This is a genomic window from Nonomuraea sp. NPDC050404, from assembly GCF_040655495.1.
In the GTDB taxonomy this organism is placed as follows: domain Bacteria; phylum Actinomycetota; class Actinomycetes; order Streptosporangiales; family Streptosporangiaceae; genus Nonomuraea.
Genome location: NZ_JBFAKB010000005.1, coordinates 529578 through 556415 on the forward strand (window position 1 = coordinate 529578; position 26838 = coordinate 556415).

The window sequence follows — 26838 nt, forward strand, 5'->3', positions numbered from 1 at the left end:
CTAAAGATTGCCCCTGCGTTCCTGCTCGCGCTCGATCGCCTCGAACAGCGCCTTGAAGTTGCCCTTGCCGAAGCCGAGCGAGCCGTGCCGCTCGATCAGCTCGAAGAAGACCGTGGGCCTGTCCTGCACCGGCTGGGTGAAGATCTGCAGCAGGTAGCCGTCCTCGTCCCGGTCGACCAGGATCCCCCGCTTCTTCAGCTCCTCGATCGGGGCGCGCACCTGACCGATGCGCCCGCGCAGCTCCGGATCGTCGTAGTAGGAGTCCGGCGTCCGCAGGAACTGCACCCCGGCCCGCGCCATGTGGTCCACCGTGGTCAGGATGTCGTTGGTGGCCAGCGCGATGTGCTGTACGCCCGGACTGCCGTAGAACTCCAGGTACTCGTCGATCTGCGACTTCTTGCGGCTGACGGCCGGCTCGTTGAGCGGGAACTTGACCTTGCGGGTCCCGTCGGCCACGACCTTGGACATGAGCGCGGAGTACTCGGTGGCGATGTCGTCGCCGACGAACTCGGCCATGTTCGTGAAGCCCATGACCTTGCGGTAGAACTCCACCCATTCGTCCATCTTGCCCAGCTCGACGTTGCCGACGCAGTGGTCGATCGCCTGGAACAGCCGCCCGGTCCTGGTCGCGGGCGGCGCCACCAGCGGGTCAGCGGGCGCGTACCCGGGCAGGTAAGGGCCGGCGTAGTTGGACCTGTCGACCAGGGTGTGCCGGGTGTGGCCGTAGGTGGCGATGGCCGCGAGCGTCACCTTGCCGTGCTCGTCCTCCATCGTGTACGGCTCCGCCAGCCCCTCGGCCCCCTGCCCGACCGCGTGGGCGTAGGCCGCCTCCACATCGGGCACCTGGATGGCCAGGTCGATCACCCCGTCGCCGTGCTCGGCCACGTGCCGCGCCAGATCCGTGCCAGGCCGCACCGAGGCCCGGAACTCGAAGGTGGCGCTGCCCGAGGTCAGCACGTACGCGGCCACGTCCGGGCTGCCGTTCTCCGGGCCGCGATAGGCCACGAGCCGCATGCCGAACGCGGATGAGTAGTAGTGAGCCGCCTGCTTGGCGTTCCCCACAGCGAACACCACGGCGTCCATGCCGTTGACCGGAAAGACATCACTCATACCTTGAACTCTGGATTTTCCTGGACGAGTTGCGCAACAGTTACTTCAACGAATGCACAATCTGCCTAGTACTTCGGCGATCAGTCCGGTAATTCTGTACAGCATGACGACGATCGACGACCTCGACTCCCGGCTCATCGCCCTGCTCACGGCCGAGCCCAGGCTCGGCGTCCTGGAGTGCTCGCGGCGGCTCGGCGTGGCCCGTGGCACGGTTCAGGCCAGGCTCGACCGGCTGGTGGACAGGGGGGTGGTGACCGGCTTCGGGCCCGACGTGTCCCCGGCGGCGCTCGGCTACCACGTCACCGCGTTCGTCAGCATGGAGATCAGGCAGGTGGCCGGGCACGATCCGGTGGCCGACCGGCTGGCGCGCATTCCGGAGGTGCTGGAGGTGCACACGATCACCGGTGACAGCGATCTTCTTTGCCGCGTGGTCGCCAGGACGAACGCGGATTTGCAGCGGGTAATCGACCGGATCGTCGACGTACAGGGCGTACTCAGGACTAATTCGATCATTGCTCTTGACACTCCGGTTCCTTACCGGGTGCTGCCTTTGGTCGCCGATGTTCCTCGACAGGAGGCCCGCTAGCCGTACTATCGCTATGGGACGAGGCACCATTATCGATCGTTTACCCTTACCATTCGCCCAGCTTGCGGGGGTTGGGCCAGGCTTGACGAGGGGGGTCGTGGGTGCGGAGCGGTGGCGGTGGTAAGGGAATGCGGAAACGGCGGATTCTCCGGGTCGTAGGGATTTCTCTGGGCACCGGAATCCTCGTACTGGCCGGGCTTTTCGCCATTGCCTGGGCACTTACCCCCATTCCCGACACGACGCAGAAACAGGCCACCGCGCAGGGCTCGGTGATCTATTACCGGGACGGAAAGTCCGTGCTCGCCAGGCAGGGAATCGACCGCAAGAACGTCGATCTGGCCAAGGTGCCGCAACACGTGCGCGACGCGGTCATCGCCGCCGAGAACCGCTCCTTCTACGAGGACGGCGGCGTCTCGGTCAAGGGCACCGCGCGGGCCGTCTGGTCCACCGTCACCGGCCAGCAGCTCCAGGGCGGCTCCACCATCACCCAGCAGCTCGTCCGCAACTACTACAGCGGCCTGAGCCAGGAGCGTTCCGTCACCCGCAAGTTCAAAGAGATCCTCATCGCGATGAAGGTCGACCAGTCCAAGTCCAAGGACTGGGTGCTTGAGCAGTACCTCAACACGATCTACTTCGGCCGCGGCGCCAACGGCGTGCAGTCGGCCGCGCGCGCCTACTTCGGCAAGGACGTCGAGAAGCTGACGGTGTCGGAGGGGGCGTACCTGGCCTCGGTGATCCAGCAGCCCAGCCGCTTCGCCGCCCCCAAGGGCTCCGACCTGGCCGCCGCCCAGCAGCGCTGGCGGTCGGTGATGAGCGCCATGGAGCAGACCGGCAGACTGACCGCCCAGCAGGTGGCCGCGGAGAAGTTCCCCGAGCTCAGGGCGCCGAAGAAGCCGTTCGAGCTCAAGGGGCAGGCCCAGTACATGCTGGAGCAGGTCACCGCCGAGCTGAACCGGCGCGGCTACACCGACGAGGACATCAACAGCGGCGGGCTCAAGATCGTCACGACGTTCGACAAGAAGCTCATGCAGGCGGCCCAGCGGGCGGTGGAGGAGGCGCTGCCGGACGGCACCTCCAAGAAGGTGCGTACGGGCCTGGCCGCCGTCGATCCCGCCACCGGCGAGGTCGTCGCCTTCTACGGCGGGCGGCCCTCGCAGTCGCGTTACTACGACAGCGCGTTCTCGGCCAAGGTGATGGCCGGGTCCACGTTCAAGCCGTACACGCTGGCCGCGGCCCTGGACAACGGCTACGAGCTGTCCACCAGGGTCGACGGCAACTCGCCGCTGCGCGTCGCCAGCGCCTCCCAGGCCATCCCCAACGACGGCGACCGCTCCTACGGCCAGATCAACCTGATCAGCGCCACCCAGAACTCCGTCAACACCGCGTTCGTGGACCTCGGCCAGAAGGTCGGCCTGGACAAGGTGGCCAAGACCGCCGAGGCGGCCGGCATCCCCGCCGCCCAGCTCGAACAGCACAAGAGCGCCGCAGCCTTCCCGCTCGGCGTGGCCTCCGTCAGCGCCGTGCAGAACGCCTCCGGCTTCGCCACCTTCGCCAACAAGGGCGTGCACATGGAGGCCCACGTCGTCAGGTCGGTCACCAACGCCGAAGGCAGCAAGGAGACCGTCGAGCCGGTCGCGACGAAGGTGATCGGCGAGCAGGCCGCCGGGGACACCACGTACGCGATGCAGCAGGTCGTCAAGTCCGGCACCGGCAGCGGCGCCCGGCTCTACGACCGCCCGGTGGCCGGCAAGACGGGCACCACGGACGACTCCAAGTCGGTCTGGTTCAACGGCTTCACCCCGCAGCTCGCGGTGGCGGTGGACATGTTCCGCGACGACAACGCCACGGTCGAGATCCCCGGGTACGGCACGCAGTTCGGCGGTCAGCTCCCCGCGCAGATCTGGCGGGCGTTCATGACGGAGGCGATGGCGGGCAAGCCGGTCGAGGAGTTCCCCGAGCCGTCGCAGTACGGCTGGTCCTCCACCTACTCGGGCCCCGACCAGGACGAGGACGGGGCCGACCCGACCGGCACGCCGTCGGCGAACCCCGAGGACGGCTGGGAGGAGAACCCCGAGCCCGACACCGGCCAGCCCGAGCTCACGGACCCGCCCGCGACCGAGTCGCCGCTCGACGAGGGCGGGCCGGACGAACAGCCGGAGGAGACCTCCCCGCCGACCTCGGAGGTGCCCGACCAGCCGTCACTCCAGGAGGACGACAGAGGCAGCCCCGAGGACGGCCGAAGCGGTCGCCCCAGTAACAATTAGCCCTGGAGTTCGGCGCGCAGCTCCTCGACCGTCGTCACAGGCATCCGGCACGTGAACCCTCTGCACACGTAGGCCGCGGGCGCCTCACCGACCGGCCCCCGGCCCTCCAGCAGCGCCGGGAAGACGGGCTCGCGCGGCACCAGGGCATCGCCGGTACCCCGATCGGCGGTGTCGCCCCGGCCCAGCGCCACGACCAGGCCCGGCGCCTGCGCGAGCAGCGCCTCCCTGTGCAGCGCCGCCGTACGCGGATCGTCGGCGGGACCGACCACGGCCACCTCCACGGGCCCGGAGAGCGCCGCCCGCGCCACGGCCAGCCCCCAGCCCGCGAACCTGGCATGCCCCGCGGCCAGCACCGACACGGTGCCGAGCGCGGCCTGGGCGGCCTCACGGTGCCGCGTGGAGCCGGTCAGGGCGCCGTAGGAGAGCAGCGCGCCCGCGGCGGCGTACTGGCCGGAGGGGGTGGCGTTGTCCGTGGGGTCCTGCGGGCGCTGGAAGAGCCGTTCGGCGTCGTCGGCGGTGTCGTAGAAGCCGCCTTCGCCGTCGGAGAACCGGTCGAGCACGGTGTCGAGCAGCGAGCCCGCCAGCCGTAGCCACCTGGCCTCGCCGCTCACGCCGTACAGGGAGATCAGGCCCTCGGCCAGGTTGCCGTAGTCGTCGAGCACACCGGCGTTCGCGCCGGCCCGGCCGTCCCTGGAGGTGCGCAGCAGCCGGTCATCGGCCATGTGCGTGCCCGCCAGCAGCTCGGCCGCAGCCGTGGCCGCCGAGACGAGGTCGGGCCGCTCGAAGACGGCGCCCGTCTCGGCCAGGGCCGCGATGGCCAGGCCGTTCCAGGAGGCCACGATCTTGTCGTCGCGCCCCGGGCGCACCCGCTCCTCCCTGGCGGCCAGCAGCCGCGCCCGCACGTCCGCGTAGCGCGCCGGGTCCTCGGGGTCGCGCAACAACTGCAGCACCGACGCGCCGTGCTCGAACGTGCCCGCCGGCGTCACCTCGAACAAACCCGCGGCCCACCGGCCGTCGTCCTCGCCGAGCACCTCGCGCAACTCGGCGGGCGTCCAGACGTAGAACTTGCCCTCCACGCCCTCGCTGTCGGCGTCGAGCGCCGAGGCGAAGCCGCCCTCCGGCGTACGCAGCTCGCGCAGCAGCCAGTCGGCCGTCTCCAGCGCCACCCGCCGGGCCAGCTCACCGCCGCCGGCCTTCCACCAGTGCGTGTAGACGCGCAGCAGCAGCGCGTTGTCGTAGAGCATCTTCTCGAAGTGCGGCACGACCCACTCCGCGTCCACGCTGTAGCGCGCGAACCCGCCGCCGAGCTGGTCGTACATGCCACCGCGGGCCATCGCCGCGAGCGTATGCCCGCTCATCTCGCGCTCGCCGACCCGCAGCAGGAACTCCAGCGCCATCGACGGCGGGAACTTCGGCGCCCCGCCGAACCCGCCCCGCTCGGCGTCGAACGACTCCCGCAGATTCTGTACGGCCTGCCGCAGCGTCTCCTCGCCCGGCAGCGGCCCGCTGGGCAGCGTGGTGTGCGTGTTGAGCGCCTCCACCACCTTCGCGCCCTGCTTCAGCACGGACTCCCTGTCACTGGTCCACACGTTGTGCACCTCGGTGAGCAGGCGCCTGAAGTGCGGGCGGGGGAAGTAGGTGCCGCAGTAGAACGGGTGCCCCTCCGGTGTGGCGAACACCGTCATGGGCCAGCCGCCCTGGTGTGTCATGGCCTGCGTGGCGCCCATGTAGACGGCGTCCACGTCCGGCCGCTCCTCGCGGTCCACCTTGACGTTGACGAAGTGCTCGTTCATCAGGCGCGCGGTCTCGGCGTCCTCGAAGCTCTCGTGCGCCATGACGTGACACCAGTGGCAGGCCGAATAGCCCACGCTGATCAGGAGGGGTACGTCGCGCCGCCGGGCCTCTCGCATCGCCTCCTCGCCCCAGGGCCACCAGTCAACCGGGTTGTCGGCGTGCTGGAGAAGGTAGGGAGAGGTCTCGCCACCAAGCCTGTTCATGGGCCCAGGCTTTCACACGGATCAGAAGAGAACGATGCGGGTGAGGACTACCTGCTGATTCGTCCCGCCGACCCGCCTCGCGGCTGACTTCGGAGGTGCGTACGGCGTAGGTTACGGATCGTGGATATCGACTTCGTCTGCGCCCACGCCGGCCGCCCGGCGTCAGACGTCACACGCAGAGACCTGGCGCGCGCCCTGCTCGCCGTGCCGTCAGGAGTGGCCCTGGTGGGGCTGCCCGACCTGCGGCGGGCCATGATGGCCGCGGGCAACCCGCTGTCGATCACGTTCTGGGACTCCGCCAAGGCGACCCTCAGCTCGATCGAGTCGGGGGCGGCGACGGTCGGTGACGTGCAACGGTGGATCGAGTCCACCGGCACCGAGCCGATCCTCATGACGCCCAGCTACTTCGTCTGGCCGGAGGAGGACGAGCGCGGGCCCGTGGCCGTCGAGATGTTCGCGCGGCTGGTCGCGTACCTGGAGGAGCGGGTGGCGGCCGGGGAGGTGGATCCCGACGCGCTGGCCACCGGCGACCCGAGCGCCCGCTCGGCCTACGAGGAGTTGCAGGAACGCTGGCTGGGCACGCCGTTGCCGGACGGGCGGGTGCCGGGGTTCGCGGTCAGTGACGAGCAGGACGAGGAGTTGTTCGCGGCCTGGGACGAGGAGGAGGCGTTCGCGCTGTCGGAGCTGCGGCGCATCCTGTCCGAGCTGCCCAAGCCGCCCGAACTGCCCTCGGCCGACCTGGACGCGGCCTCGGCACGGCTGCGCGCGCTGATGGCCATGCCCGGTTACCCCGCCAGCGTGTTGCGGGCCTGTGCCGGGTTCGACGACCGGCCGGTGCCCGACGACGACGCCGAGTTGTGGCTGACGGTGGCGGCGGGCGTGGCCGCGCCCGTCTCGGACCTGTCGGACGCCGAGGGCGTGCTGGAGGAGTTCGCCGACCTCGACGGCGAGCTCAGCGAGGAGGACACGGCGCTGGCCAACCTCTGCGCGATCCAGCACGCTGACTGGCTGGCCGGGGTGGCGGCGCTGGTCAGGCTGGGGCCGGGGGTGCTGGCCTCGCCGGAGCGGATGGCCCGGCTCATCGCCGAGTCGGAGGACATCGAGATCGACGACCAGGACGCCGACGACCTCGACGCGACGGAGGGGTTGTTCCTGTCGGTGGTGAGCCTGTGGCGTCACCTCGGCATCGTGGACGACGACGAGGTGCTCACGCCGCTGGGGTGGTGGGGGCTGCCGAAGGCGCTGGAACGTGCCTGGTCGCCGATCACCGACTGACGATGCCTGGAACGTGCCTGGTCGCCGATCGCCCATCGCCGACTGACGGCTCACTCCGGTGAGGTCACTCCGGGTCGGTGCCGTCCACCAGGTGCTTGAACTCCGGGTGGCGTTCGATGTACTTCGCCACGTAGGGGCAGGTCGGCACGACGCGCAGGCCGGTGTCGGCGCTCGCCTGAAGGGCGTGGCCGACCAGCTTGCCGGCCAGGCCCTGCCCCTCGTACGCGGGCAGCACCTCGGTGTGCGTGAAGTCGACCTTCGTGGGCAGCAGCCGGTAGTCGGCGAACCCGGCGACCTTGCCGTCCACGAGGATCTCGAACCGGCTCTCCGAGGTGTTGTCGACCACTTCGATGGGCATCTACTTGGCTTTCCCGTCGTCCGGCTCGCCCGCGTGCGGCAGGTCGATCTTCGACATCTGCTTGTTCATCGACTTGACCAGGAAATACAGGGCGAAGCCGAGCGCGGCCACGACGAGGAAGCCGAGCAGACCCGGGCTCACTTCACCTGCTGCTAGTGCGTTCACACTTCCAGTCTGCCACCGGGGGTACGTGCTCCCGCCAGTGGCAGGACCCAAGGTCCGGTCAAGGGCAGGCGGGCTCGACCTCGTCGGCGTGGATGCCCGCGAACAGGTCGTCCTCGGGCAGGTCGGTGTCCACCAGCGAGCGCGCGAGGTGGTAGTCCTCGGTCGGCCAGATCTCCTCCTGCAACTCGCGCGGGCAGACGAACCAGAAGCCGTCGGGGTCCACCTGGGTGGCGTGGGCCAGCAGGGCGTCGTCGCGGATCTGGAAGTACTCGCCGCACGGCACCCGCGTGGTCACCGGCCACTTGGCGGGGCGGTCCTCCCAGCGGGAGATCCAGTCGGCGTACGGGGAGCCGAGGCCACGCTCGGTCATGGCCTCGTGCAGCGCCTCGAAGCGCTCCTTGGTGAAGCCCATCTGGTAGTAGAGCTTCAGCGGCTGCCAGGGGTCGCCGGTGCCGGGGTAGCGGTCGGGGTCGCCGGCCGCCTCGAAGGCCTCGACGGAGACCTTGTTGGTCATGATGTGGTCGGGGTGCGGGTAGCCGCCGTCGTCGTCATAGGTGATGATCACGTGCGGCCGGAACTCGCGTACGGCGGCCACCAGCGGCGCCGAGGCGTCCTCCAGCTTCTGCAGGCCGAAGCAGCCCTCGGGGAGCTGCTCCTCCTCGTTCTCCGGCAGCCCCGAGTCCACGAATCCCATGAACTGCTGCTCGACGCCGAGGATCTCGCGCGCCCGCGCCATCTCGGCCCTGCGCACCTCGCCGATGTTGGCGACGATCTCGGGCCGGTCCATCTTCGGGTTGAGCACGGATCCGCGCTCACCGCCCGTAAGAGTACAGACAAGAACTTCCACGCCTTCGCGCACGTAACGCGCCATCGTCGCGGCGCCCTTGCTCGACTCGTCGTCGGGATGGGCGTGGACGGCCATCAGCCTCAGCGGTGCACTCACGGGCTCGATGCTCCTCAGTAGGACCGGTCAGTCGCCCAGAGAGGCTAGTTTCTGCTGGGCGGTCGCGAGGGCACACCCCCCGCGGGCGACAATTGTCTCGGATAACGCTGAGGGAGTGCAGGGAGATTCCGCCATGGTCACCAGAGATGCCGGGAACGGGCCCGTTCTCGGCACACCCGACGACTTTCCAGATCGTCCCAAGCGAGGTGGCCGGCTGGTCGTCCACGTGGTGATCGGCGTGCTGGTGGCCATCATCGCCGGCGGCTGGGGCTACGTCATGTGGTCGATGACGGCGGGCGGCTCGGAGGCGCCCGCACAGGTGGTGACGTTCAAGGTGAACAGTCCCAGTAGGGCGGAGATCACCTTTGAGGTGTACAAGGCAGACGATAGGGTGGCGGTCTGCCGGATCAGGGCGCTGGACGTAGATCACGCGGAAGTGGGCAGCAAGGAAGTAAGAATCCCGGCTGGTGGGGGTAGTAAGCAGCTCAAGGAAAGCCTCGACACGAGTGGTCAGGCTACTTCCGTCCACATCCAGTACTGCAATCTCGTATAGTGAGACATTTGGGGAAGCGTTCGAGCGGTTAAGTTGTTAGCCTTTCGCAATTCAACCGTACGCAACCTCAGATGACCTCAGGGCCCCCTAGGCAAGCAAGGAGAACCCGTGGCCGACTCTCGCGATGAGAACGTCACATGGCTGACGCAGGAGGCGTACGACCGCCTGAAGGCGGAGTACGAGTATCTCTCTGGCCCCGGGCGCGTCGACATCGCCAAGAAGATCGAGGCCGCCCGTGAAGAGGGCGACCTGCGCGAGAACGGTGGTTACCACGCAGCCAAGGACGAGCAGGGCAAGATGGAGGCCCGGATCTTCCACCTCCGTCAGATCCTCGACAACGCTCAGGTGGGCGAGGCCCCCAAGGCCGAGGGTGTGGTGGGCCCCGGCATGACCGTGACCATACGGTTCGTCGGCGATGACGACGAGGTGACCTTCCTGCTGGCCTCCCGTGAGGAGAGCGGCGCCCCGATCGACGTCTACTCGCCCAAGTCCCCGCTGGGTGCGGCCATCAACGGCAAGAAGATCGGGGAGAAGGCGACCTACTCCCTGCCCAACGGACGGCAGAACACCGTCGAGATCCTCGAGGCAGTGCCGTACATCGGCAACTGACTCCCCCGCACGATGACCGCCGGGCCCACGTTGGCCCGGCGGAATTTTCGCGTTCGACGGGAATCCGGCAAGACCTGAGTTTCTTAGTTAAAACCCGTAAGCGTCGCAATACGTACAAGCTGATCCCGTTCATCGTGGTGGCTCTGGTAGCGGTGCTGACCGCGGATGTGTTGTTACTGGCGCAGCCGGACGTGGCCCTGGCGCCCGATGACGCGCCGGCCACGCCGAGGCAGACGCTGCTGGCCCAGAAGCGGCCACAGGAGCGGCAGCAGCAGCCGGCGAAGACCACGCAGCCCGTGTCGCCGCTGAGCAAGCTGCACAAGCCCAACCTGTTCGTGCTCACGCGCAAGCCGTTCACCAACGAGTTGTTGCAGAAGGTCGCCAAGCTGCCTGGCGTGCGGGCGCTGGAGCTGGCGGACGCGGCCTCGGTCACGCTCGACGGCAAGCGGGTGCAGACGCTGGCCGTCAACCCCTCCACGTTCCGCTCCTACACGCCCAAGGTGACCGCCTCCTCCGACGCGCTCTGGCAGAACGTGGCCGCGGGGGACGTGGCGGTCTCGTTCGTGCTGGGCAACGACGGCGGGCTCTCGTTGCACAGAAGGGTTTCGGCGGGCCAGGCGGGGCAACTGCGGATCGGCGCGTACGCCACCACGGGCTTCGGCGCCGTGGACGCCGTCGTGTCCAAGGACACCGGCCGCACGCTGGGACTGCCGCACGACAACGCGCTCATCGTCAGCGCCCCCAAGGCCAACTCCGACGAGTTGCGCAAGAAGATCCTGCGCAGGCTGCCCAAGGGCACCCAGGTGGTCGCGGTGAACCCGGTGCTGCCACAACCGCAGCAGCAGCAACAGCAGCAGAACACGCAGCAGAAGGACTGGCCGTCGGGCTCGTTCATGACGGGGGACCAGCTCACGGTGGCGCTCAAGGCGGCCGTGTCCAAGCTCGGCACCGCCTACGTCTGGGGCGCCGAGGGTCCCAACAACTTCGACTGTTCGGGTCTGGTCCAGTGGGCCTACGGGCAGGCCGGGGTGAAGATGCCGCGGGTGACGCACCAGCAGTGGGTGGCGGGGCCGCAGGTGCCGTACGAGCAGGCGCAGCCGGGCGATCTGCTCTTCTGGCGCAACGACCCGACGAATCCGGGCTACATCTCGCACGTGGCCATCTACTGGGGCAACGGGAAGATGTTGCACGCGCCACGCACCGGCGACGTGGTCAAGATCGCCTCCGTGACCACCCGCAACCTGGCCGGCGTCGTCAGGGTCAGCCCCTCGGCCGCGGCCCAGGTCCGCTAGGCGCCACCTGTCCTTCCCGCACAGGCCTTGCTTCCCTTGCGTGCAATTGCTGGAGCAAGGGTGTAATGATGATTACATGTCTACAGATGACGAGACGGCACAGGTACGCGGCTGGTTCACGGGACGCCTGCCGGAAGGCTGGTTCACGGGCGCGCCAGAGATCGTCAGGGACCGCGAGGAGATCGCGGTGCTCGGCACCCTGCCCGACCCGCCCGGCGACACCCCCGAGGCCGAACGGCCCGCGCTGATCGAAGGGCTGGCCCACAGGTTCAGGGAGGAGACGCGCGAGCGGCGGATCGAGATCGCCAGGGAGGCCGAGCGCAAGTTCCGCCAGAAGGTGGCCTGGGGCGTGATCTGCGGCGGCGAGACTGTGATGTTCACCACACTGTCCGTGCCGGTGATGACCCGGCTGCGCCAGCCGGAGCGCCAGGTGCTCGACACGCTCGTGGCCGCCGGCGTGGCCAGGAGCCGCAGCGACGCGCTGGCCTGGTGCGTACGCCTGGTGGGCAAGAACACCGACACCTGGCTGGGCGAGTTGCGCGACGCACTGCAACACGTGGACCGTGTTCGCGCCGCCGGGCCCGACGTCAATTCCTGAGATCCGCCAGCGGAAACGGCGCGAGGAATGGACTAAACCACTTCGGGAATTGGTTTAGACCAGCTCAATTGGTTTGGACCAGTGCCGGAAATTGATTCTTTTAAAGCCGCTCGGCTTGGGTAGGCTCCTCCAATCGTCAGGGCCGCTGCCTGCGGCGACGCCCTGGCCAATAGGTCTATGCCAATTGGCTTCCGGGCCGTTCCGTCGTTAATGATGACTGGGCCCTGAGAGAGTGGAGGAGTCACAGTCGTGTCCGTTTCCGTGGAAGTAACCGCACCCACCAGCAATAGCGAATTGGCCGCGTGGGTGAACGAGATCGCAGCCCTCACTCAGCCGGACCGCGTCGAGTGGTGCGACGGGTCGGAGGAGGAGTGGACACGCCTGACCAACCTCCTCGTCGAACAGGGGACGCTCACCCGCCTGGCCGCCAGGCCCAACAGCTTCTACGCCAAGTCCGACCCCACCGACGTCGCGCGGGTCGAGGACCGTACCTTCATCTGCTCCGAGCGCGAGCAGGACGCGGGGCCCACGAACAACTGGATCGCGCCGGACGAGATGCGCCGGACGTTCGGCGAGCTGTTCAAGGGCTGTATGCGCGGCAGGACCATGTACGTCGTGCCGTTCTGCATGGGCCCGCTGGGCGGCGAGATCTCCCAGCTCGGGGTGGAGATCACCGACTCGCCGTACGTGGCCGTCTCCATGCGCGTGATGACCCGCATGGGAGAGCGGGCGCTGCGCCTCATCGAGGAGCGGGGCGAGTTCGTCAGGGCGGTGCACTCCGTCGGGGCGCCGCTGGAGCCGGGTCAGCAGGACGTGGCCTGGCCGTGCAGCTCCACCAAGTACATCAGCCACTTCCCCGAGACCCGTGAGATCTGGTCCTACGGCTCCGGCTACGGCGGCAACGCGCTGCTCGGCAAGAAGTGCTACGCGCTGCGCATCGCCAGCGCCATGGCCCGCGACGAGGGCTGGCTGGCCGAGCACATGCTCATCCTGAAGCTCACGCCGCCGGAAGGGGAGACCCGCTACATCGCCGCGGCCTTCCCCAGCGCCTGCGGCAAGACCAACCTGGCCATGCTCCAGCCCACGATTCCCGGCTGGAAGGTCGAGACGATCGGCGACGACATCGCCTGGATGCGCTTCGGCGACGACGGCCGCCTGTACGCGATCAACCCCGAGGCCGGCTTCTTCGGCGTCGCCCCCGGCACCGGTCAGGTGACCAACGCCAACGCGATCAGGACGTTGTGGGGCAACAGCATCTTCACCAACGTCGCGCTCACCGACGACGGCGATGTCTGGTGGGAGGGCCTCACGGAGGAGCCGCCCGCGCACCTGACCGACTGGAAGGGCCGCTCTTGGACGCCCGACAGCGACGAGCCCGCCGCCCACCCGAACGCGCGCTTCACCACGCCCGCCGCCCAGTGCCCGACCATCGCACCGGAATGGCAGGACCCCAAGGGCGTGCCGATCTCGGCGATCCTGTTCGGCGGCCGCCGCGCGACCGCCGTGCCTCTGGTGACAGAGTCGCTGAGCTGGCAGCACGGCGTCTTCCTCGGAGCCAACGTCGCCTCCGAGAAGACTGCCGCCGCCGAGGGCAAGGTCGGCGAGCTGCGCCACGACCCGTTCGCCATGTTGCCGTTCTGCGGCTACAACATGGGCGACTACTTCGCCCACTGGCTCAAGATGGGCCGCCGCCAGGGCGCGAAGCTGCCGTGGATCTACTACGTCAACTGGTTCCGCAAGAACGACGAGGGCAAGTTCGTCTGGCCCGGCTTCGGCGAGAACAGCCGCGTGCTCAAGTGGATCGTCGGGCGGCTCAACGGCGAGGCCAAGGCCGTGCCCACGCCGATCGGCCTGCTGCCCGCCGACCTCGACGTCGATGGCCTGGACCTGTCGGACGAGGACCTGCGCACGCTGCTGACCGTGGACAGCGACGCCTGGCGCGAGGAGGCCGCGCTGATCCCCGGCCACTTCGACACCTTCGGCGACCACCTGCCCAAGGAGCTGTGGGAGGAGTACAACGCCCTGCTCGACCGCCTCGGCTGAGTAAAACGCCCTTGTGCGGTACGGCAGAGCCCGTCTAACTTGGCGGACTGCCGTACCGCTAGGGAGGGCCGCAGGTGGACGTGATCCTGGTCATCGCCGCTGTCGGTGTGTTCATGCTGGTCAGCATGGCGGAGCAGCGGGTCGAACGCGAACGCCGCCGCATCGCCGAGACCGAGCCGAGCGGCCAGGGGCACCAGCTGTCCCACTACGAGCTGGCCCATCTGTCGGGCGGGCCCCGGCGGGCCATCAACACGGCGCTGGCCGTCCTCGCGACGGCCGGCGCCATTCGTGTGTCACGCACCTCGGAGGTCACCCTGGTCCAGGGCGCACGGCCCTCGCCAGAGCCGATCGAGCAGGCCGTGCTCGACGCGCTGGCGGCCAGGCCGGGCGGCTGCCGGGCCGGCGAGCTGCGGCGCGAGCTGGAGACGCACCCCGCCTTCATCCGCCTGGCCGCCACGCTGGAGCAGCGCGGGCTGATCGTGCCGGAGGGGGCCTACGTCACTGCGTGGCGGCGCCTGGACCTCATCAGGATCGCCCTGGGCGTGGCCGTGGCGTACCTGGTGCTGCTGTTCGTGCTGGCGGGGGCCGGGGTGGCCGGGGTGAAGCCGTCATTTCTCGGAGCGCTGCTGTTCTCCGGGTTCTCCGTGGTCTTCGGGTTCGCGGCGCTGCACCGGCAGAAGCGGCGGCTGCGCAACGTCGTCACCCGCGAAGGCCGCGCGGTGCTGCATTCGGCGCGCGGCCACCATCCCAGGGGCGAGCGCGACCACGGCACGCTGGCCCTGTCCGTCGGCGTCCCCGTCGCCCTGTACGGCCTGTACGACGCCGGCGACCAGGCACTCTGCGACGGGTTGTCGGCAGGTGACCCGCGTGGCGACTGCACCGGCTCCTGCGGCACGTACGGCGGCGACGGCGGCTCCACCTTCGGCGCCGACTCCTACGGCGGGTTCGATTTCGGCGGCGGCGGCTCGTCGAGCTGCGGCGGCTCGTCCGGCTGTGGTGGCGGCGGAGGAGGAGGGGGCGGCGGTTGCGGCGGCGGTGGTAGCTGAATGCGCCGGTAGCTAAATGCGCAAAAGCTGTTGCTCCCTCGGGAAAGCCCTTACCTTGCGATTAAAGGTGTCCTGCCGGTTACTCTCCGGCAGGACCGGCCGACGAGGGGAGGCCGCACATGGACCTGTTCCTGCTGATCGTTTCGATGGCCGTCGCCGCGTTCACCGCAGTCACCGTCTCGGCGATCCAACGCCGGCACGCCGCCATCCGGGACTTCGCCACCGGGCCATGCATCCGCGACCTGAATCACTATGACCTGGCCTACCTGGTGGGCGGCCCGCAGCGGGTGGCCGAGACGGCCATCGCACTGCTGGCGGAATCACAGACCATCCGCGTCTCACGCGGTGGCAGGGTGCACCGCGTCACCGACGGCGTCGTCGCGCGGGAGCCCATCGAGGAGGCAGTGCTCGGCGTGGTCGCCGACCGCTCGGGCCTGCCGCTGCTGTCGCTCAGGGCCGAGGTGTCGAGAAGCCTGGCCATGAGCTCGATCAAGGAGAACCTCACGGCGCGGCAACTGCTCGTGCCACAGGACTCCTTCAACCAGGTCAGGACGCTGGCCGTACGGCTGCGGGCGCTCCTCGTGGCGGCGGTCGCCGGAGTCACGGCCGAAGCACTGACGATCCTCGCGGGCGCCGGCTTCCCGGCCTGGCTCGCCCTGCTCGTCTTCGGGGGCACGGGCATCGGCGCGCTGGTCGCCCTGCGAAACCACAAGCGCGCCATGAGGGCCACGCTGACCGCCTCGGGCGCGGAGACGCTCGACGCGGCCCGGCAGGCGAACGTCCAGGGGACCGCACAGGGGCCGGTCCCACTGGCGCTCTACGGCATCGCCGAGGTGCGCGACGCCGACCTGCGGGCGGAACTGGCCAAGCGGGAGCGCAGGTACGGCATGCGCCGCCGCGGGCCCTCGTACGCTGGAGGCGGCGCGGCCGGCTGCGGCAGTGTGACCTACGGCGGTTCGAGCTGTGGAAGCGGATCGTCCGGCTGCGGCGGGAGCAGCGGCTGTGGCGGCGGTGGTTGCGGCGGCGGAGGAGGCTGACGGTGGCGGGGCTGGGAGTGGGCATCGGCTGGCGGTCGGAACTGGACCTGAGCATCGAGCGGATGCCCGGCGTCGAATTCCTCGAAGTGGTCGCCGAGAACATCAAGCCGGCCCACCTGCCCGAGTCCCTGCGGGTGTTGCGGGCCAGAGGGCTGCCGGTGATCCCGCACGGGGTCTCGCTCGGGGTCGGCGGCGCTGAGCCGCCCTCTCCGGCCCGGCTGGCCCACCTGGCCGCCTGTGCGCAGGCGCTGGACTCGCCGCTGGTCAGTGAGCATCTGGCGTTCGTACGCGGGGGCGGCATGGAGGCCGGGCACCTGCTGCCCGTGCCGCGGACGCGCGAGTCCCTGCGGATCGTCACCGAGAACGTGCGCCGCGCCCAGGACGCGCTGCCCGTCCCGCTGGCCCTGGAGAACGTCGCGGCCATCTTCGGCTGGCCCGACGACGAACTGACCGAGGCGCAGTACCTGGCCGAGCTGGTGGAGCGGACCGGCGTGGGGCTGCTGATCGACGTGGCCAACCTCTACAACAACCAGGTCAACCTGGGGTTGCCCGCCGTGGCGGCGCTGGATGAGCTGCCGCTTGAGCATCTCGCGTACGTACACGTCGCCGGCGGGTACGAGGCCCACGGCGTCTGGCACGACACGCACACCACCAGCGCACCCCAGGCCGTTCTCGACGTGCTCACCGAGCTGTGCTCCCGGACCACCCCGCCCGGGGTGTTGCTGGAGTGGGACGACGAGTACCCGAGCGACTCCGTGCTGGAGAACGAGCTCTCCAGGATCAGGGCCGCGATGGCCCTGGCCCGGGAGCTCCGATGACGGCCGCCCCCGAACGGGCGGGTCTCGCCGGGGCCCGGGAGCGGTCCGGCGAGGCGGCGGGGCTCGTGGACGTGCAGGCGGGGCTCGTGGACGTGCAGGCGGGGCTCGGGGAGGCGCAGCCGGGGTTCGCGGAGGCGCAGGCGCGGCTGGCTGAGGCGCAGGCGCGGGTGGTGGCGGCGCTGGTGGCGGGGGCGGAGGTGCCTGAGGGGTTTGACCCGGAGCGGATGCGGGTGCAAGCCAGAAGCCTGATCGCCAAGCGCCGTGCCATCGTGGCCAGGATCCGCCCCGACACCGCCACCGCCGCCGGATCCGACCTGGCTGCCGAGTTCACCGCGTACGCCAAGGCCCGCGCCACCCCGCCGCCCGGCTACCGCGCCGACGCCGACGACTTCGCCGCCTGGCTGCGTGAGCGCGGCCGCATGCCCGCCACCGAGCCGCCACCAAGGCGCCGCTGGTGGTCACGCCTGCTGCCACAGGGGTGATCACCAGCGAAGCGCCACCCAGCGGACCTGCCCGCCCGCCGTAGCCGAGCCGCCGCACCGCCGCCGCGCTGCTGCCGCCGTAGCCGCACCGCCGCCGTAGCCGCACCGCCGCCGTAGCCGCACCGCCGACGCCGGGCCGGGCGGCGCGGTCAGGGTTAAGCTGATCGTAGCAAGCGCTTGGGAGGTGGCATGCGGATCGTCAACATGGCCGAGTGGCCGCTGGGCGAGCACGACGAGCGGTCCCACCCACCCGAGGGCGAACTGTTGTGGAACGAGTCCTGGTACTTCGACTTCGTCTCCGAGGACGGCCAGCTGGGCGGCTACGTCCGCCTCGGCCTCTACCCCGCGTGGAAACGCGCCTGGTACTGGGCCTGCCTGGTCACCGCTGACGGCCGCCGCGCCACCGTGCTCGACCATGAGGCACCACTGCCGGCCGGGGACCTGACGGCCACGGGGGAGGGCTATCTGGCCGCCCACCGCACGACCGACCCCTTCCGGCGCGCGGAGATCCACCTGTCCTCGGCCGACCTGTCGCTCGACCTCGAATACCGCACGGCCGGCGGCGTCTACGGCTACGCGATCACCCCACGCTACGAGATCCCCTGTGAGGTCACCGGCACGATCGACGGCCGCCCCTTCCGGGGCCACGGCGAGCGCGACCACAGCTGGGGCGTGCGCGACTGGTGGTCGATCTCCTGGTTGTGGAGCAGCGCCCGCCTGGAGGACGGCACGTACCTGCACGGCATGCGGGCCAACCTCGGCACGGAGCTGCCCTGGCCGGCGTTCCTGGCTCCCGCGGGCGAGGGGCCCGCCCATGTGCCGGGCTTCTCGGCGGCGACGGTGTTCGACGGGGACCGGCCGGCGGAGTCGGTGCTGCGCTTCCCCGGGCAGGTCACCACGGTACGGCCGATCGCCTTCGCCCCCGTGGCTCTGACCTCCCCCGAGGGGACGGTGGCCGCGTTCTCCAGGGCGATGTGCGCGTACGAGACCGAGGACGGCCGGACGGGCGCCGGCTGGACGGAGTGGCACCAGCCGCCGGGATGGCGGGAACACCCCTGGGAGGGCCGGGTTTAGGGGACTTTCGTCCGGAAACTGTGAGGGAGTGGGAGGAATACGCTGTGTCGATGGTTCGTACCTGACCGTCACGCCGGTCGCGTGCACGGACAGCGTCGGCACGCCGTACGAGATCACGCTGGAGCTGAGCAGGGACGGCACCCCCTACGGCAGCGTGGGCGAGCGCTGCGGCTGGCTGCTGGCGCGCCTGGCGCGCGGCGTCGATGAGGCCCGCCAGGGCAGGGGCGAGGCCAGGCGGTGGTCCGACCCCGACGACCGTTTCCCGGGCGAGGAGCCGGAGAGCGAGTTGTTCTCCTTCCGCTACCGCACCAGGGCCGGCCTGCCGGGCGGCGGCGAGCTGCGCTGCCAGCTGCGCACCATCCCCGTGTGGCAGCCGGGGCGCGGCGCGTGGCGGCTGACCAGGAGGGCCTATGTGGAGGCGTGGGGAGCCATGGGCGTGGGCATGCGGGCGGTGCTCACTTCGGCCGAGTTGTCGAGGTTCGTACGTCAGTTGGTGAATGAGGCGGAAGGGTGTCTAGAAGGTAGAGATCTGGCGTAGAAGGAGCGGGCACGGGCGGTTCGCGGTGATAATTGCCTGGTAGGGCAATCGTCGACCAAGGGCACAGCACCGCTGGGGAGGCCTTCCGTGGACCTGCGCAATCTGGTCTACCGGCTGTATGAACGCCGGTTGGAGGCCAAGCTGTCGAAGGACGCCGTACCCCGGCACGTGGGGGTCATCATCGACGGCAACCGCCGCTGGGCGCGCGCCATGGGCCTGCGTGACGTGGCCACCGGCCACCGCAAGGGCGCGGACAAGATCTCCGAGCTGCTCGGGTGGTGCCGCGAGACGGGCGTCGAGGTGGTCACGGTCTGGATGTTGTCCAACGACAACCTCAACCGGCCCAGGGAAGAGCTGGAGCCGCTGCTGGGCATCATCGAGGACGTGACGCGGGAGCTGGTGGCCGAGGGATGGCGGATCAGCCCGGTCGGCGCGCTCGATCTGCTGCCCGACAGAACCGCCAATGTCCTGAAAAATGCGAAAGAAGCGTCATCACACCGTCCGGGCCTGATTGTGAACGTTGCAGTTGGGTATGGAGGAAGACGTGAGATTGCCGATGCGGTGCGCTCACTGCTCCAGGAGCAAGCGAGCAGAGGAGCGAGCATCGAGGACCTCGTTGAGGTGCTCGATGTCGAGCACATCGCGGAGCATCTCTACACTCGCGGCCAACCCGACCCGGATCTTCTCATCCGGACCTCGGGCGAGCAGCGCTTGTCGGGCTTCATGCTCTGGCAGAGCGCTCACTCGGAGTTCTACTTCCACGAGGCCTACTGGCCTGACTTCCGCAGGGTCGATTTCCTGCGGGCGCTGCGCGATTACGCTGCGAGACACCGGCGTTACGGTTCCTGACACGACATTCGGGTATCCAGGACGTAACGTTGGAAGTGTCCGGTCACAGGTCGGACATTTCGGAGAGGTCCCGCCTTTGCACCAACATCTGCCGAGGGGGGCCGGACTCCGGCGCCGACGCGGCAGATCGCGGTCGGGGACGCGGGTCCGGTCCGATTCCCACCTCGTCTGCAGGGCGCCCGCACCAAGGGGCGCCCGGGGGAGAACGTGTGGCAGTGTCCTCGAGCAACCCTACTCACCAGTCGGCCAAGCGCACGTACGTGCTGGACACCTCGGTCCTGCTGGCCGACCCGGCGGCGATGACCCGGTTCGCCGAGCACGACGTGGTCCTTCCCATCGTGGTCATCACGGAGCTGGAAGGTAAGCGGCACCATCCCGAGCTTGGCTACTTCGCGAGGAAGGCTTTGCGCTACCTCGACGAACTACGGGTCAAGTACGGCAGGCTGGACGAGCCGATGCCCACGGGGGATGGCACGATCAGGGTTGAGCTCAACCACAGCGATCCGTCCATCCTGCCGGTCGGCTTCCGGCTGGGCGACAACGACACCCGCATCCTGACCGTGGCCCGCTCGCTGGCCAGTGAGGGGTGCGACGTCGTCCTGGTCTCCAAGGACCTGCCGTTGCGGGTCAAGGCGGCCTCGATCGGCCTGACGGCCGAGGAGTACCGCGCGGAGCTCGTGAGCGAGTCCGGCTGGACGGGGATGGCCGAGATTCAGGTGACCGCGGAGGACGTCGAGACGCTCTTCGACGCGGGCACCGTCGAGATCGAAGAGGCCAGAGACCTGCCGACGCACACCGGCCTGCGGATGTTGTCGGCCAAGGGCTCCGCGCTGGGCCGGGTGCAGCCGGACAAGTCCGTGCGCCTGGTCCGCGGCGATCGCGAGATCTTCGGCCTGCACGGCCGCTCCGCCGAGCAGCGCATCGCGCTCGACCTGCTGATGGACCCGGAGATCGGCATCGTCTCCCTCGGAGGCAGGGCCGGCACCGGCAAGTCGGCGCTGGCGCTGTGCGCGGGCCTGGAGGCGGTCCTGGAGCGCCGCCAGCACCGCAAGGTGGTCGTCTTCCGCCCCCTGTACGCCGTCGGCGGCCAGGAGCTGGGCTACCTGCCCGGCACCGAGGGCGAGAAGATGGGCCCCTGGGCGCAGGCCGTCTACGACACGCTCGGCGCCATCACCTCGCCCGAGGTGATCGAGGAGGTGCTCGACAGGGGCATGCTGGAGGTGCTCCCGCTGACGCACATCCGCGGACGGTCGCTGCACGACGCGTTCGTGATCGTGGATGAGGCCCAGTCGCTCGAACGCGGGGTGCTGCTGACCGTGTTGAGCCGCATCGGCGCCAACTCGCGGGTGGTGCTCACCCACGACGTGGCCCAGCGCGACAACCTGCGGGTCGGCCGGCACGACGGCGTGGTGGCGGTGGTGGAGAAGCTGAAGGGCCATCCGCTGTTCGCCCACGTCACGCTGACGAGGTCGGAGCGCTCCCCGATCGCCGCGCTCGTCACGGAGATGCTTGAGGACATCACGATGTAGGAGTAAGCCATGAGGTCAGGCCCGCCGTCAGCGTGGCCTGACCTCACCGCAGGTGTACTGCCCCTCCTCCTTGGAGGAGCCGTTGACGTTCTCCCGCACGATCCTGACCTGCTCGAAGGCCGCGTCCTGCTGCGCGGTGCAGACGATCTGCGCCAGGCCGAGCCTGGTCAGCGTGCCCTCGCCGCTGATGTAGACGGTCAGCGTCGAGGTGCGGGGGAGCTGGATCTCATCGCGCTGCGGCGGATTGATGGAGTTCTTGGTCCTCAGGTACCTGAACCCGCGCAGCGCCGTGTCCTGGTCCGTGAGCGGCTGGTTGGAGGCGTCGAAGAGCGCGCCGAGCAGGCTGGCGACGCTCTCGTTCTCGACGTAGGCCGGCTCCAGGGCCAGCTTGCCCTTCTTGATCATGAAGATCGTCCTGGACGGCGGCGGGATGCTGATGGTGGGGGCGTGGCTCCTGTCCTGCACGTCGGTGGGCGAGATGCCGCAGGCGGTGGCGGCCAGCAGGACGGCGGCCGTGAGGGCTCTGATGGGCTTCATGAATGCGGTAGCCAGACCGTGAAGAGGGTGCCGGGGTTCTGGGGGCGTACGGAGATCGTGCCGCCGTGCAACTGCACGTTGGCCCTGGCGATGGCCAGGCCCAGGCCGCTGCCGTGACTGCGGGCCCGGCCGGCGCCCGCCTTGAAGAAGCGGTCGAAGACGTGCGGCAGGGCCTCGCGCGGGATGCCCTTGCCGTGGTCGCGCACCTTCACCTCAAGGCCGTTCTCCGTGGCCCTGGCGGAGACCACCACGGGCGGTTGCCCGTGCTTGAGCGCGTTGCCGACCAAATTGGCCACAATGACGTCGAACCGGCTGGTGTCGAGGTTGGCGGTCAGCCCCTGCGACGCCTTCACCTTGACCTGATCGCTCCAGCCGCGCACGTCCAGGCAGTCCTGGATGGCCTCGGCCACGTTCATCGGCTCCAGGTTGAGCGTGGCCGTGCCCGCGTCGAAGCGGCTGATCTCGATGAGGTGCTCGACCAGCCCGCGCAGGCGCTCGATCTCCCTGAGCACCAGCCGTACGGCCTCAGCGGACGCCTCGGGCAGATGGTCGGCCTCGTCGGAGAGCATGTCGGCCACGGCCGTCATGGCGGTCAGCGGCGTGCGCAGCTCGTGCGAGACGTCGGCCACGAACCTGCGCGACAGTGCCTCCAGCGAGCGCAGCTCCGACACGCTCAGCTCCAGCGCGGCGGCGGCGTCGTTGAACCTGGCGGTCAGCCCGGCCAGCTCGTCCTGGCCGTGCACGGGCAGGCGGGTGTCCAGCCGGCCCTGGCCGAGCGCCTGGGCCGCGGCGCTCAGCCGCCGCACCGGCAGCAGCACCTGCCGGGCCGACAGCAGCGCCACGACCAGGGCGATCAGCACGATGACCGTGCCGGTCTGGGCGAGCGTGGTCCTGAGCGTGTCGAGCTGGCGCTGCTCGTCGGTCAGGGGGAAGAAGGCGAACGCGCGCAGCCCCGTGGCCTCGGTCGAGCCGGTGTTCTCCCGGTAGACCTCGGCGCCGACGATGAGGTACAGCTCGTTGTGGATGACCTTGCGCTGGGTGACGACGCTCTGCTTGGCCCTGCCGTACAGCTCGTTGGGCACGTTGCTCATCGACAGGCGGCCCTCGGCGGACAGCAGACCGCGATACTCCACCAGCACGCTGCGGCCCGGCCCGCTCAGCGCGTCGACCATGCGGTCCAGGTCCCTGGCGGTCGGTGGGGCCTCGCCCTGCTGCAGGGTGCCGATGGGGAAGGAGATGTCGCCGAGCGCCCTGGTGACCAGGTCGATCGCGGTCGTCTCGGCCCTGGTGACGAGCGCGGCCTTGGCCAGCTCGAAGCCGATGGTGGCGACCAGCAGCGAGGCGGTGACGGCGACCAGGGTGAAGGTGATGACCAGGCGGGCGCGCAGGCCGGTGGGACGGGGGATCACGGCGGGTTGAACCGATAGCCGAAGCCGCGCACGGTGTGGATGAAGACGGGCTCGGCGGGCTTGGGCTCGATCTTCGCGCGGATGCGCTGCACGCAGGCGTCCACCAGGCGCGAGTCGGCGATGTGGGTGTGGTCCCAGACCGCGCGCAGCAGGTAGCGGCGGTTGAGCACCTGGCCTGGATGGCGTACGAGCTCCAGCAGCAGCCGCAGCTCGGTCGGGGTCAGATGGATCTCCTTGCCGGCCAGCGTGACCTTGAGCGCGCCACGGTCGATCACGAGGTCGCCGAACGTGATCCGGTCGGAGGAGGCGGACTCGGCCCGCCGCAGCACGGCGCGGATGCGGGCGTCCAGGACGCGGGGCTCGACCGGTTTGACCACGTAGTCGTCGGCGCCGGCCTCCAGCCCCACCACCACGTCCAGGTCGTCGCCGCGGGCCGTGAGCAGGATGACCGGGAGCTGGTCGAGTTTGCGTATGCGGCGGCAGACCTCGACCCCGTCGATCCCCGGGAGCATGACGTCGAGGATCGCGATCTCCGGGCGGCGGGCTCTGATGTGGTCGAGAGCCTCCTCACCCGTCGCGTACGACGTGACGGAGTGCCCCTGCCTGGTCAGCGCAAGCTCTAGAGCCATGCGGACCGAGGGGTCGTCTTCAACAAGGAGGATGCCAGCCACGCGCACATTATTATTCCATGTCTCCAATACCCGTCTTGTGTCACCAAACTGTGACGTGCCGCAGATGTGGCCCAGAAGATGGTCCGCGACCCTGAAAGCGGCTTCCCTTCGGTAACGGGCGCCTGAAGGGAGGCCGTCCCTCATGTGACCAATGTCACAATTTTCGGCAAACGTGCCGCTAATCGGCTCGTTGGTGAAATTTTCCCCAAGCGATTCCCGCGTTTCGGTTGCGAAGCACCCCCCATGACAGGGCAAGCTCATGCATCGTGAGCCCCGGTCCGCAGTTGAGTGAGCGCCCCCCGAAGGATGATCTCCCCACGGCGCGCCGGCCTTCGCGCTTCACTCCAAAACGCATCATCATCACCACCCTCTCGTTCGTGATCGTCATCGGTGGCGGCGGCTTCGTCGCCTACCGGGCGATCCAGAACGCCAATGAGCCGCCGCCGACGCCCTTCTCGCTCAACGATCTAGGCAAGATCGCCGCCGGCGACCCCTTCGCGCCCGACCCGCAGTCCGACCTGCTCAAGGCCGAGGCCGAGCAGGCGTACCGGGCCGACAAGCTGAAGAAGGATCGTTCGGGCGCGGCCGGCAAGGACCTCGACTGGGTCGTGCCGGAGAAGGCCCCCGGCGGCGACGGCTTCCCCTCCATGAACTTCCCGCCGGGCAGCGACCCCTCACCGGGCAGCAACAAGGCCACCGCCAAGGCCATGCTTGCCTCGAACGGGTTCGGCGCCGACCAGTGGGGCTGTCTGGAGCGGCTCTGGCAGAAGGAGAGCGGCTGGAACGAGCGCGCCATGAACCGCTACTCCGGCGCGTACGGCATCCCGCAGTCCCTGCCCGGCACCAAGATGGCCAGCGCCGGCGCCGACTGGCAGACCAATGCGGCCACCCAGATCAAGTGGGGTCTGGGCTACATCAAGGGCCGCTACGGCACGCCCTGTGCCGCCTGGGGCCACTCTCAGTCCGTGGGTTGGTATTAACGAGTCAACTTTCCTTCTCCAATCGGCAAGCCGTCGCGCCTGATCCGGTATACGGGCGCACGCTGGCCGCATGGGTGTGAAGGTCAGTGTGATCCTCGATGTCCACAATCCGGGTGACAGCGCCGACGCGAGCATTCGCTCGGCGCTGGATCAGACGATGCCCGCGGACGAGTACGAAGTGATCTTCGTGGACGACGGGTCCACGGACGGGATCGGCGAGCGCCTGGACGCCATCGCGGTCGTCCGTGACAACGTCCGCACGCTGCGCCTGCCGTACACGGGCTCGCCCATGCGCGGCCGCAACGTCGGCCTCGCCTCGGCCGCCGGGGACTACGTGTTCTTCCTCGGCCCGAGCGACCGCCTGGAGCGGGACGCCGTCGAGCGCATGTACGACCGCGCCGTGGAGACCGACGCCGACGTGCTGGTCGGCCGCCTCGTACGCGACTACGGCCCGCCGATGACCGCCTTCGCGCGCAGCACCGGCCGCGCCGGCATCCTGCGCGACCGGCTGCTCACCCTGCTCCAGCCGCAGCAGCTCTACCGCCGCGCCTTCCTGGAGGAGCACGAGCTGGGCTTCGCCGTGCCCGGCGGCCGGATGGCGGAGCAGGCGTTCGTGTTGCGGGCCTACCTGCAGGCCAAGGTCATCGCGGTGCTGGCCGACCACCTGTGCTGCCACCTTGGGGAACGCCCGCCCACCGAGGAGGAGCCGCGCGCCATCGTGGGGGAGCTGCGCGGCCTGCTCGACGACATCGACCTGTTCGTGGACGAGGGCCGCCAGCGCGACCGCATGTACGCCTACTGGCTGCGTTACGCCCTGCTGCGCCCGCTGCTGACGAGCAAGTTCGCCGACTCCTCCGTGGACAGGGGCATGCACTTCCGCGTCGTGCAGGAGTTCATGGCCCAGCGGTTCCCCGACCGGCTCGACCGTTACCTGCCGGTCCAGCTCCGCGTGGTGGCCGCGTACGTGCGTATGGGCCGCCTGGACCAGATCGTCCTGATGTCGAACGCCTCCAGGCGGGCCGGACTGCGCGCCGACCTCACCGAAGTGCGCTGGGACGCCCACGTACTGGTGCTCGGGCTGACCGTGGAGGTGCTGGACGGCGGCGGCTCGCCCGACAAGTACCGGCTGGACGGCGAGCGTGTGCACTGGAGCCCGCCACGTTCGCTGGAGAGCAGGAAACTGCCGAAGGACGTCACCGACATCACCGAAGACGTCGAACGGGCCCGTATCGACGTCTACGTGCGCCACACCGGGACGGGCGTCGTGCACTTCCTGCCGATGACCCAGCGCATCGAGCGCGTCCCCGCCGGTCGCCGCAGGACCAGGGTGCGGATCCGCGGCGAGGCCAGGCTGGACATCACCAGCGCCGCCGTGGGCGCGCCGCTGCGGCCGGGCCAGTGGGAGGTGCACGTGCGCATGTTCAGCGGCGCAAGCCAGGCCAAGAGCCGCGTCAGCCGCCCCGATGGCCCGCTCAACTGCCTCGGCGTGCTGGCCCAGCGGCCCAGGATGCGGCTGGTGGTGCCGTGCTGGAGCGACCAGGGCGAGCTGGGCCTGGCCATCGAGCCGCGCTCGTTCTCCGAGTCGATCGCGCTGGTCTCGCCGGGGGTGACGGTCAAACACGTGGACCGGTACCTGTACGTCGTGCTGCCGGTGCCGTACGTGCCTCCGAGCGGCGGGCCCGCGCTGGAGCTGGTGATGCGCACCTCGGGGCGGCGGGCCCGCGAGGTCAGCGCGCCGGCCCTGGTCGAGGCGGGCGTGCCCGGCAGGCTGACCGGCCAGCTCGTGGCCAAGGTGCCGGTCAAACGGCTGCTGCCGGGCGTCGAGCATCTCGGCCCCGGCACCTGGTCGTGCTCGCTGCGCTCCGCCGAGGAGGAGATCGGGCTGCGGTTCGCGCTGGAGATGCGCAGGGGCCGGGTCGAGTCCCGCCCGGCCTCCGGCGGCCTCCCGGAGCGCCGCTCGCCGCTGGGCAGGGACAGCCTGCTGCACCGGCTCGGCCGGCGACTGCCCGGCGCGCGGCACCTGGTGCGGATGGCGCGCTCGGGCAGGCACCGCTACCTCACGGACTGACCCGTCG

26 protein-coding genes are annotated in these 26838 nt (G+C 69.5%); 18 read left to right on the top strand and 8 right to left on the bottom strand.

All coding sequences use genetic code 11. The features are described from left to right. Entirely contained in the window at positions 1 to 1110 is a 1110-nt protein-coding gene (gene hppD / locus AB0I81_RS16770) for a 4-hydroxyphenylpyruvate dioxygenase (protein WP_360656937.1), read from the bottom strand. Positions 1111 to 1213: 103 nt separating this feature from the next. Here hppD and AB0I81_RS16775 point away from each other — a divergent pair, with 103 nt between their 5' ends. Next, the gene (locus tag AB0I81_RS16775; RefSeq protein WP_360656939.1) at positions 1214 to 1696 is read left to right on the top strand and encodes an Lrp/AsnC family transcriptional regulator; all 483 of its coding nucleotides are present in this window, start codon (positions 1214 to 1216) and stop codon (positions 1694 to 1696) included. 128 nt (positions 1697 to 1824) lie between these two features. Continuing rightward, entirely contained in the window at positions 1825 to 3960 is a 2136-nt protein-coding gene (locus tag AB0I81_RS16780; protein WP_360656942.1) for a transglycosylase domain-containing protein, read from the top strand. On the opposite strand, the gene AB0I81_RS16785 is transcribed toward AB0I81_RS16780, so the two are convergent. Continuing rightward, positions 3957 to 5957, bottom strand: coding sequence for a thioredoxin domain-containing protein (locus tag AB0I81_RS16785; RefSeq protein WP_360656945.1), 2001 nt, complete (start codon positions 5955 to 5957; stop codon positions 3957 to 3959). The genes AB0I81_RS16780 and AB0I81_RS16785 overlap by 4 nt on opposite strands. Before the next feature lie 120 nt (positions 5958 to 6077). On the opposite strand from AB0I81_RS16785, the gene AB0I81_RS16790 reads away from it, so the two are divergent. Continuing rightward, positions 6078 to 7232, top strand: coding sequence for a hypothetical protein (locus tag AB0I81_RS16790; RefSeq protein WP_360656948.1), 1155 nt, complete (start codon positions 6078 to 6080; stop codon positions 7230 to 7232). A 64-nt stretch (positions 7233 to 7296) separates the two neighbouring features. Here the strand turns inward: AB0I81_RS16790 and AB0I81_RS16795 are convergent, their stop codons facing one another. The 3 genes from AB0I81_RS16795 to mca are packed head-to-tail and all read right to left on the bottom strand — an operon-like array spanning position 7297 to position 8698. Next, on the bottom strand, positions 7297 to 7590 hold the full coding sequence (locus AB0I81_RS16795) for a GNAT family N-acetyltransferase (protein WP_360656951.1): 294 nt from the start codon (positions 7588 to 7590) through the stop codon (positions 7297 to 7299). Next, the gene (locus AB0I81_RS16800) at positions 7591 to 7755 is read right to left on the bottom strand and encodes a hypothetical protein (protein WP_360656954.1); all 165 of its coding nucleotides are present in this window, start codon (positions 7753 to 7755) and stop codon (positions 7591 to 7593) included. It lies immediately after the preceding gene. Between the two features lie 58 nt (positions 7756 to 7813). Continuing rightward, the gene (gene mca, locus AB0I81_RS16805; protein ID WP_360656957.1) at positions 7814 to 8698 is read right to left on the bottom strand and encodes a mycothiol conjugate amidase Mca; all 885 of its coding nucleotides are present in this window, start codon (positions 8696 to 8698) and stop codon (positions 7814 to 7816) included. A 133-nt stretch (positions 8699 to 8831) separates the two neighbouring features. On the opposite strand from mca, the gene AB0I81_RS16810 reads away from it, so the two are divergent. The 13 genes from AB0I81_RS16810 (at position 8832) to AB0I81_RS16870 (ending at position 21166) form a co-directional block, all read left to right on the top strand. Then, positions 8832 to 9251 (top strand): DUF4307 domain-containing protein, encoded by a 420-nt coding sequence (locus AB0I81_RS16810; RefSeq protein ID WP_360656960.1) that lies wholly within the window; start codon positions 8832 to 8834, stop codon positions 9249 to 9251. A gap of 108 nt (positions 9252 to 9359) precedes the next feature. Then, a complete protein-coding gene (gene greA, locus AB0I81_RS16815) occupies positions 9360 to 9860 on the top strand; it encodes a transcription elongation factor GreA (RefSeq protein WP_043628806.1) in 501 nt (166 codons plus the stop codon). Positions 9861 to 9994: 134 nt separating this feature from the next. Continuing rightward, on the top strand, positions 9995 to 11152 hold the full coding sequence (locus AB0I81_RS16820) for a C40 family peptidase (RefSeq protein WP_360656964.1): 1158 nt from the start codon (positions 9995 to 9997) through the stop codon (positions 11150 to 11152). Between the two features lie 76 nt (positions 11153 to 11228). Next, positions 11229 to 11750: a hypothetical protein gene (locus tag AB0I81_RS16825; RefSeq protein ID WP_360656967.1), complete on the top strand. Its 522-nt coding sequence runs from the start codon at positions 11229 to 11231 to the stop codon at positions 11748 to 11750. A gap of 249 nt (positions 11751 to 11999) precedes the next feature. Further along, entirely contained in the window at positions 12000 to 13793 is a 1794-nt protein-coding gene (locus AB0I81_RS16830; protein ID WP_360656970.1) for a phosphoenolpyruvate carboxykinase (GTP), read from the top strand. A gap of 74 nt (positions 13794 to 13867) precedes the next feature. Continuing rightward, positions 13868 to 14839 carry a TIGR04222 domain-containing membrane protein gene (locus tag AB0I81_RS16835; RefSeq protein WP_360656973.1) on the top strand — a complete coding sequence of 324 codons (972 nt, stop codon included), beginning with the start codon at positions 13868 to 13870 and terminating at the stop codon, positions 14837 to 14839. A gap of 119 nt (positions 14840 to 14958) precedes the next feature. Continuing rightward, positions 14959 to 15876 (top strand): TIGR04222 domain-containing membrane protein, encoded by a 918-nt coding sequence (locus AB0I81_RS16840; RefSeq protein ID WP_360656976.1) that lies wholly within the window; start codon positions 14959 to 14961, stop codon positions 15874 to 15876. A gap of 2 nt (positions 15877 to 15878) precedes the next feature. Continuing rightward, on the top strand, positions 15879 to 16694 hold the full coding sequence (locus AB0I81_RS16845; RefSeq protein WP_360656979.1) for a DUF692 domain-containing protein: 816 nt from the start codon (positions 15879 to 15881) through the stop codon (positions 16692 to 16694). After that, positions 16691 to 17176, top strand: a complete 486-nt coding sequence (locus tag AB0I81_RS16850; RefSeq protein ID WP_360656982.1) for a hypothetical protein — start codon at positions 16691 to 16693, stop codon at positions 17174 to 17176. The genes AB0I81_RS16845 and AB0I81_RS16850 overlap by 4 nt, the downstream gene beginning before the upstream one ends. Positions 17177 to 17365: 189 nt before the next feature. Further along, the gene (locus AB0I81_RS16855; RefSeq protein ID WP_360656985.1) at positions 17366 to 18250 is read left to right on the top strand and encodes a hypothetical protein; all 885 of its coding nucleotides are present in this window, start codon (positions 17366 to 17368) and stop codon (positions 18248 to 18250) included. A gap of 28 nt (positions 18251 to 18278) precedes the next feature. Then, positions 18279 to 18788 (top strand): hypothetical protein, encoded by a 510-nt coding sequence (locus tag AB0I81_RS16860; protein WP_360656988.1) that lies wholly within the window; start codon positions 18279 to 18281, stop codon positions 18786 to 18788. 87 nt (positions 18789 to 18875) lie between these two features. Beyond that, positions 18876 to 19637: an isoprenyl transferase gene (locus tag AB0I81_RS16865; RefSeq protein ID WP_360656991.1), complete on the top strand. Its 762-nt coding sequence runs from the start codon at positions 18876 to 18878 to the stop codon at positions 19635 to 19637. Between the two features lie 260 nt (positions 19638 to 19897). Then, positions 19898 to 21166, top strand: coding sequence for a PhoH family protein (locus AB0I81_RS16870; RefSeq protein ID WP_360657208.1), 1269 nt, complete (start codon positions 19898 to 19900; stop codon positions 21164 to 21166). 27 nt (positions 21167 to 21193) lie between these two features. Here the strand turns inward: AB0I81_RS16870 and AB0I81_RS16875 are convergent, their stop codons facing one another. Genes AB0I81_RS16875 through AB0I81_RS16885 form a run of 3 tightly spaced genes read right to left on the bottom strand, consistent with a single transcriptional unit; the run spans position 21194 to position 23783 of the window. Further along, positions 21194 to 21703: a hypothetical protein gene (locus AB0I81_RS16875; RefSeq protein WP_360656994.1), complete on the bottom strand. Its 510-nt coding sequence runs from the start codon at positions 21701 to 21703 to the stop codon at positions 21194 to 21196. Further along, complete coding sequence (locus AB0I81_RS16880; RefSeq protein WP_360656997.1) at positions 21700 to 23112, bottom strand: ATP-binding protein; 1413 nt, start codon at positions 23110 to 23112, stop codon at positions 21700 to 21702. Before AB0I81_RS16880 ends, AB0I81_RS16875 begins: the two co-directional genes overlap by 4 nt. Beyond that, positions 23109 to 23783 (bottom strand): response regulator transcription factor, encoded by a 675-nt coding sequence (locus AB0I81_RS16885; protein ID WP_360656999.1) that lies wholly within the window; start codon positions 23781 to 23783, stop codon positions 23109 to 23111. The genes AB0I81_RS16880 and AB0I81_RS16885 overlap by 4 nt, the downstream gene beginning before the upstream one ends. A gap of 377 nt (positions 23784 to 24160) precedes the next feature. On the opposite strand from AB0I81_RS16885, the gene AB0I81_RS16890 reads away from it, so the two are divergent. Next, complete coding sequence (locus AB0I81_RS16890; protein ID WP_360657002.1) at positions 24161 to 24763, top strand: lytic transglycosylase domain-containing protein; 603 nt, start codon at positions 24161 to 24163, stop codon at positions 24761 to 24763. Positions 24764 to 24833: 70 nt separating this feature from the next. Continuing rightward, positions 24834 to 26831: a glycosyltransferase family 2 protein gene (locus AB0I81_RS16895; RefSeq protein WP_360657005.1), complete on the top strand. Its 1998-nt coding sequence runs from the start codon at positions 24834 to 24836 to the stop codon at positions 26829 to 26831. The last annotated feature ends 7 nt before the right edge of the window (positions 26832 to 26838 follow it).

What these genes read in the sequence shown, in the direction of transcription:
- hppD (WP_360656937.1), bottom strand. Translation starts at nt 1,110, where the DNA reads ATGAGTGATGTCTTTCCGGTCAACGGCATGGACGCCGTGGTGTTCGCT.
- AB0I81_RS16775 (WP_360656939.1), top strand. Translation starts at nt 1,214, where the DNA reads ATGACGACGATCGACGACCTCGACTCCCGGCTCATCGCCCTGCTCACG.
- AB0I81_RS16780 (WP_360656942.1), top strand. Translation starts at nt 1,825, where the DNA reads ATGCGGAAACGGCGGATTCTCCGGGTCGTAGGGATTTCTCTGGGCACC.
- AB0I81_RS16785 (WP_360656945.1), bottom strand. Translation starts at nt 5,957, where the DNA reads ATGAACAGGCTTGGTGGCGAGACCTCTCCCTACCTTCTCCAGCACGCC.
- AB0I81_RS16795 (WP_360656951.1), bottom strand. Translation starts at nt 7,590, where the DNA reads ATGCCCATCGAAGTGGTCGACAACACCTCGGAGAGCCGGTTCGAGATC.
- AB0I81_RS16810 (WP_360656960.1), top strand. Translation starts at nt 8,832, where the DNA reads ATGGTCACCAGAGATGCCGGGAACGGGCCCGTTCTCGGCACACCCGAC.
- AB0I81_RS16825 (WP_360656967.1), top strand. Translation starts at nt 11,229, where the DNA reads ATGTCTACAGATGACGAGACGGCACAGGTACGCGGCTGGTTCACGGGA.
- AB0I81_RS16840 (WP_360656976.1), top strand. Translation starts at nt 14,959, where the DNA reads ATGGACCTGTTCCTGCTGATCGTTTCGATGGCCGTCGCCGCGTTCACC.
- AB0I81_RS16850 (WP_360656982.1), top strand. Translation starts at nt 16,691, where the DNA reads ATGACGGCCGCCCCCGAACGGGCGGGTCTCGCCGGGGCCCGGGAGCGG.
- AB0I81_RS16855 (WP_360656985.1), top strand. Translation starts at nt 17,366, where the DNA reads ATGCGGATCGTCAACATGGCCGAGTGGCCGCTGGGCGAGCACGACGAG.
- AB0I81_RS16875 (WP_360656994.1), bottom strand. Translation starts at nt 21,703, where the DNA reads ATGAAGCCCATCAGAGCCCTCACGGCCGCCGTCCTGCTGGCCGCCACC.
- AB0I81_RS16895 (WP_360657005.1), top strand. Translation starts at nt 24,834, where the DNA reads ATGGGTGTGAAGGTCAGTGTGATCCTCGATGTCCACAATCCGGGTGAC.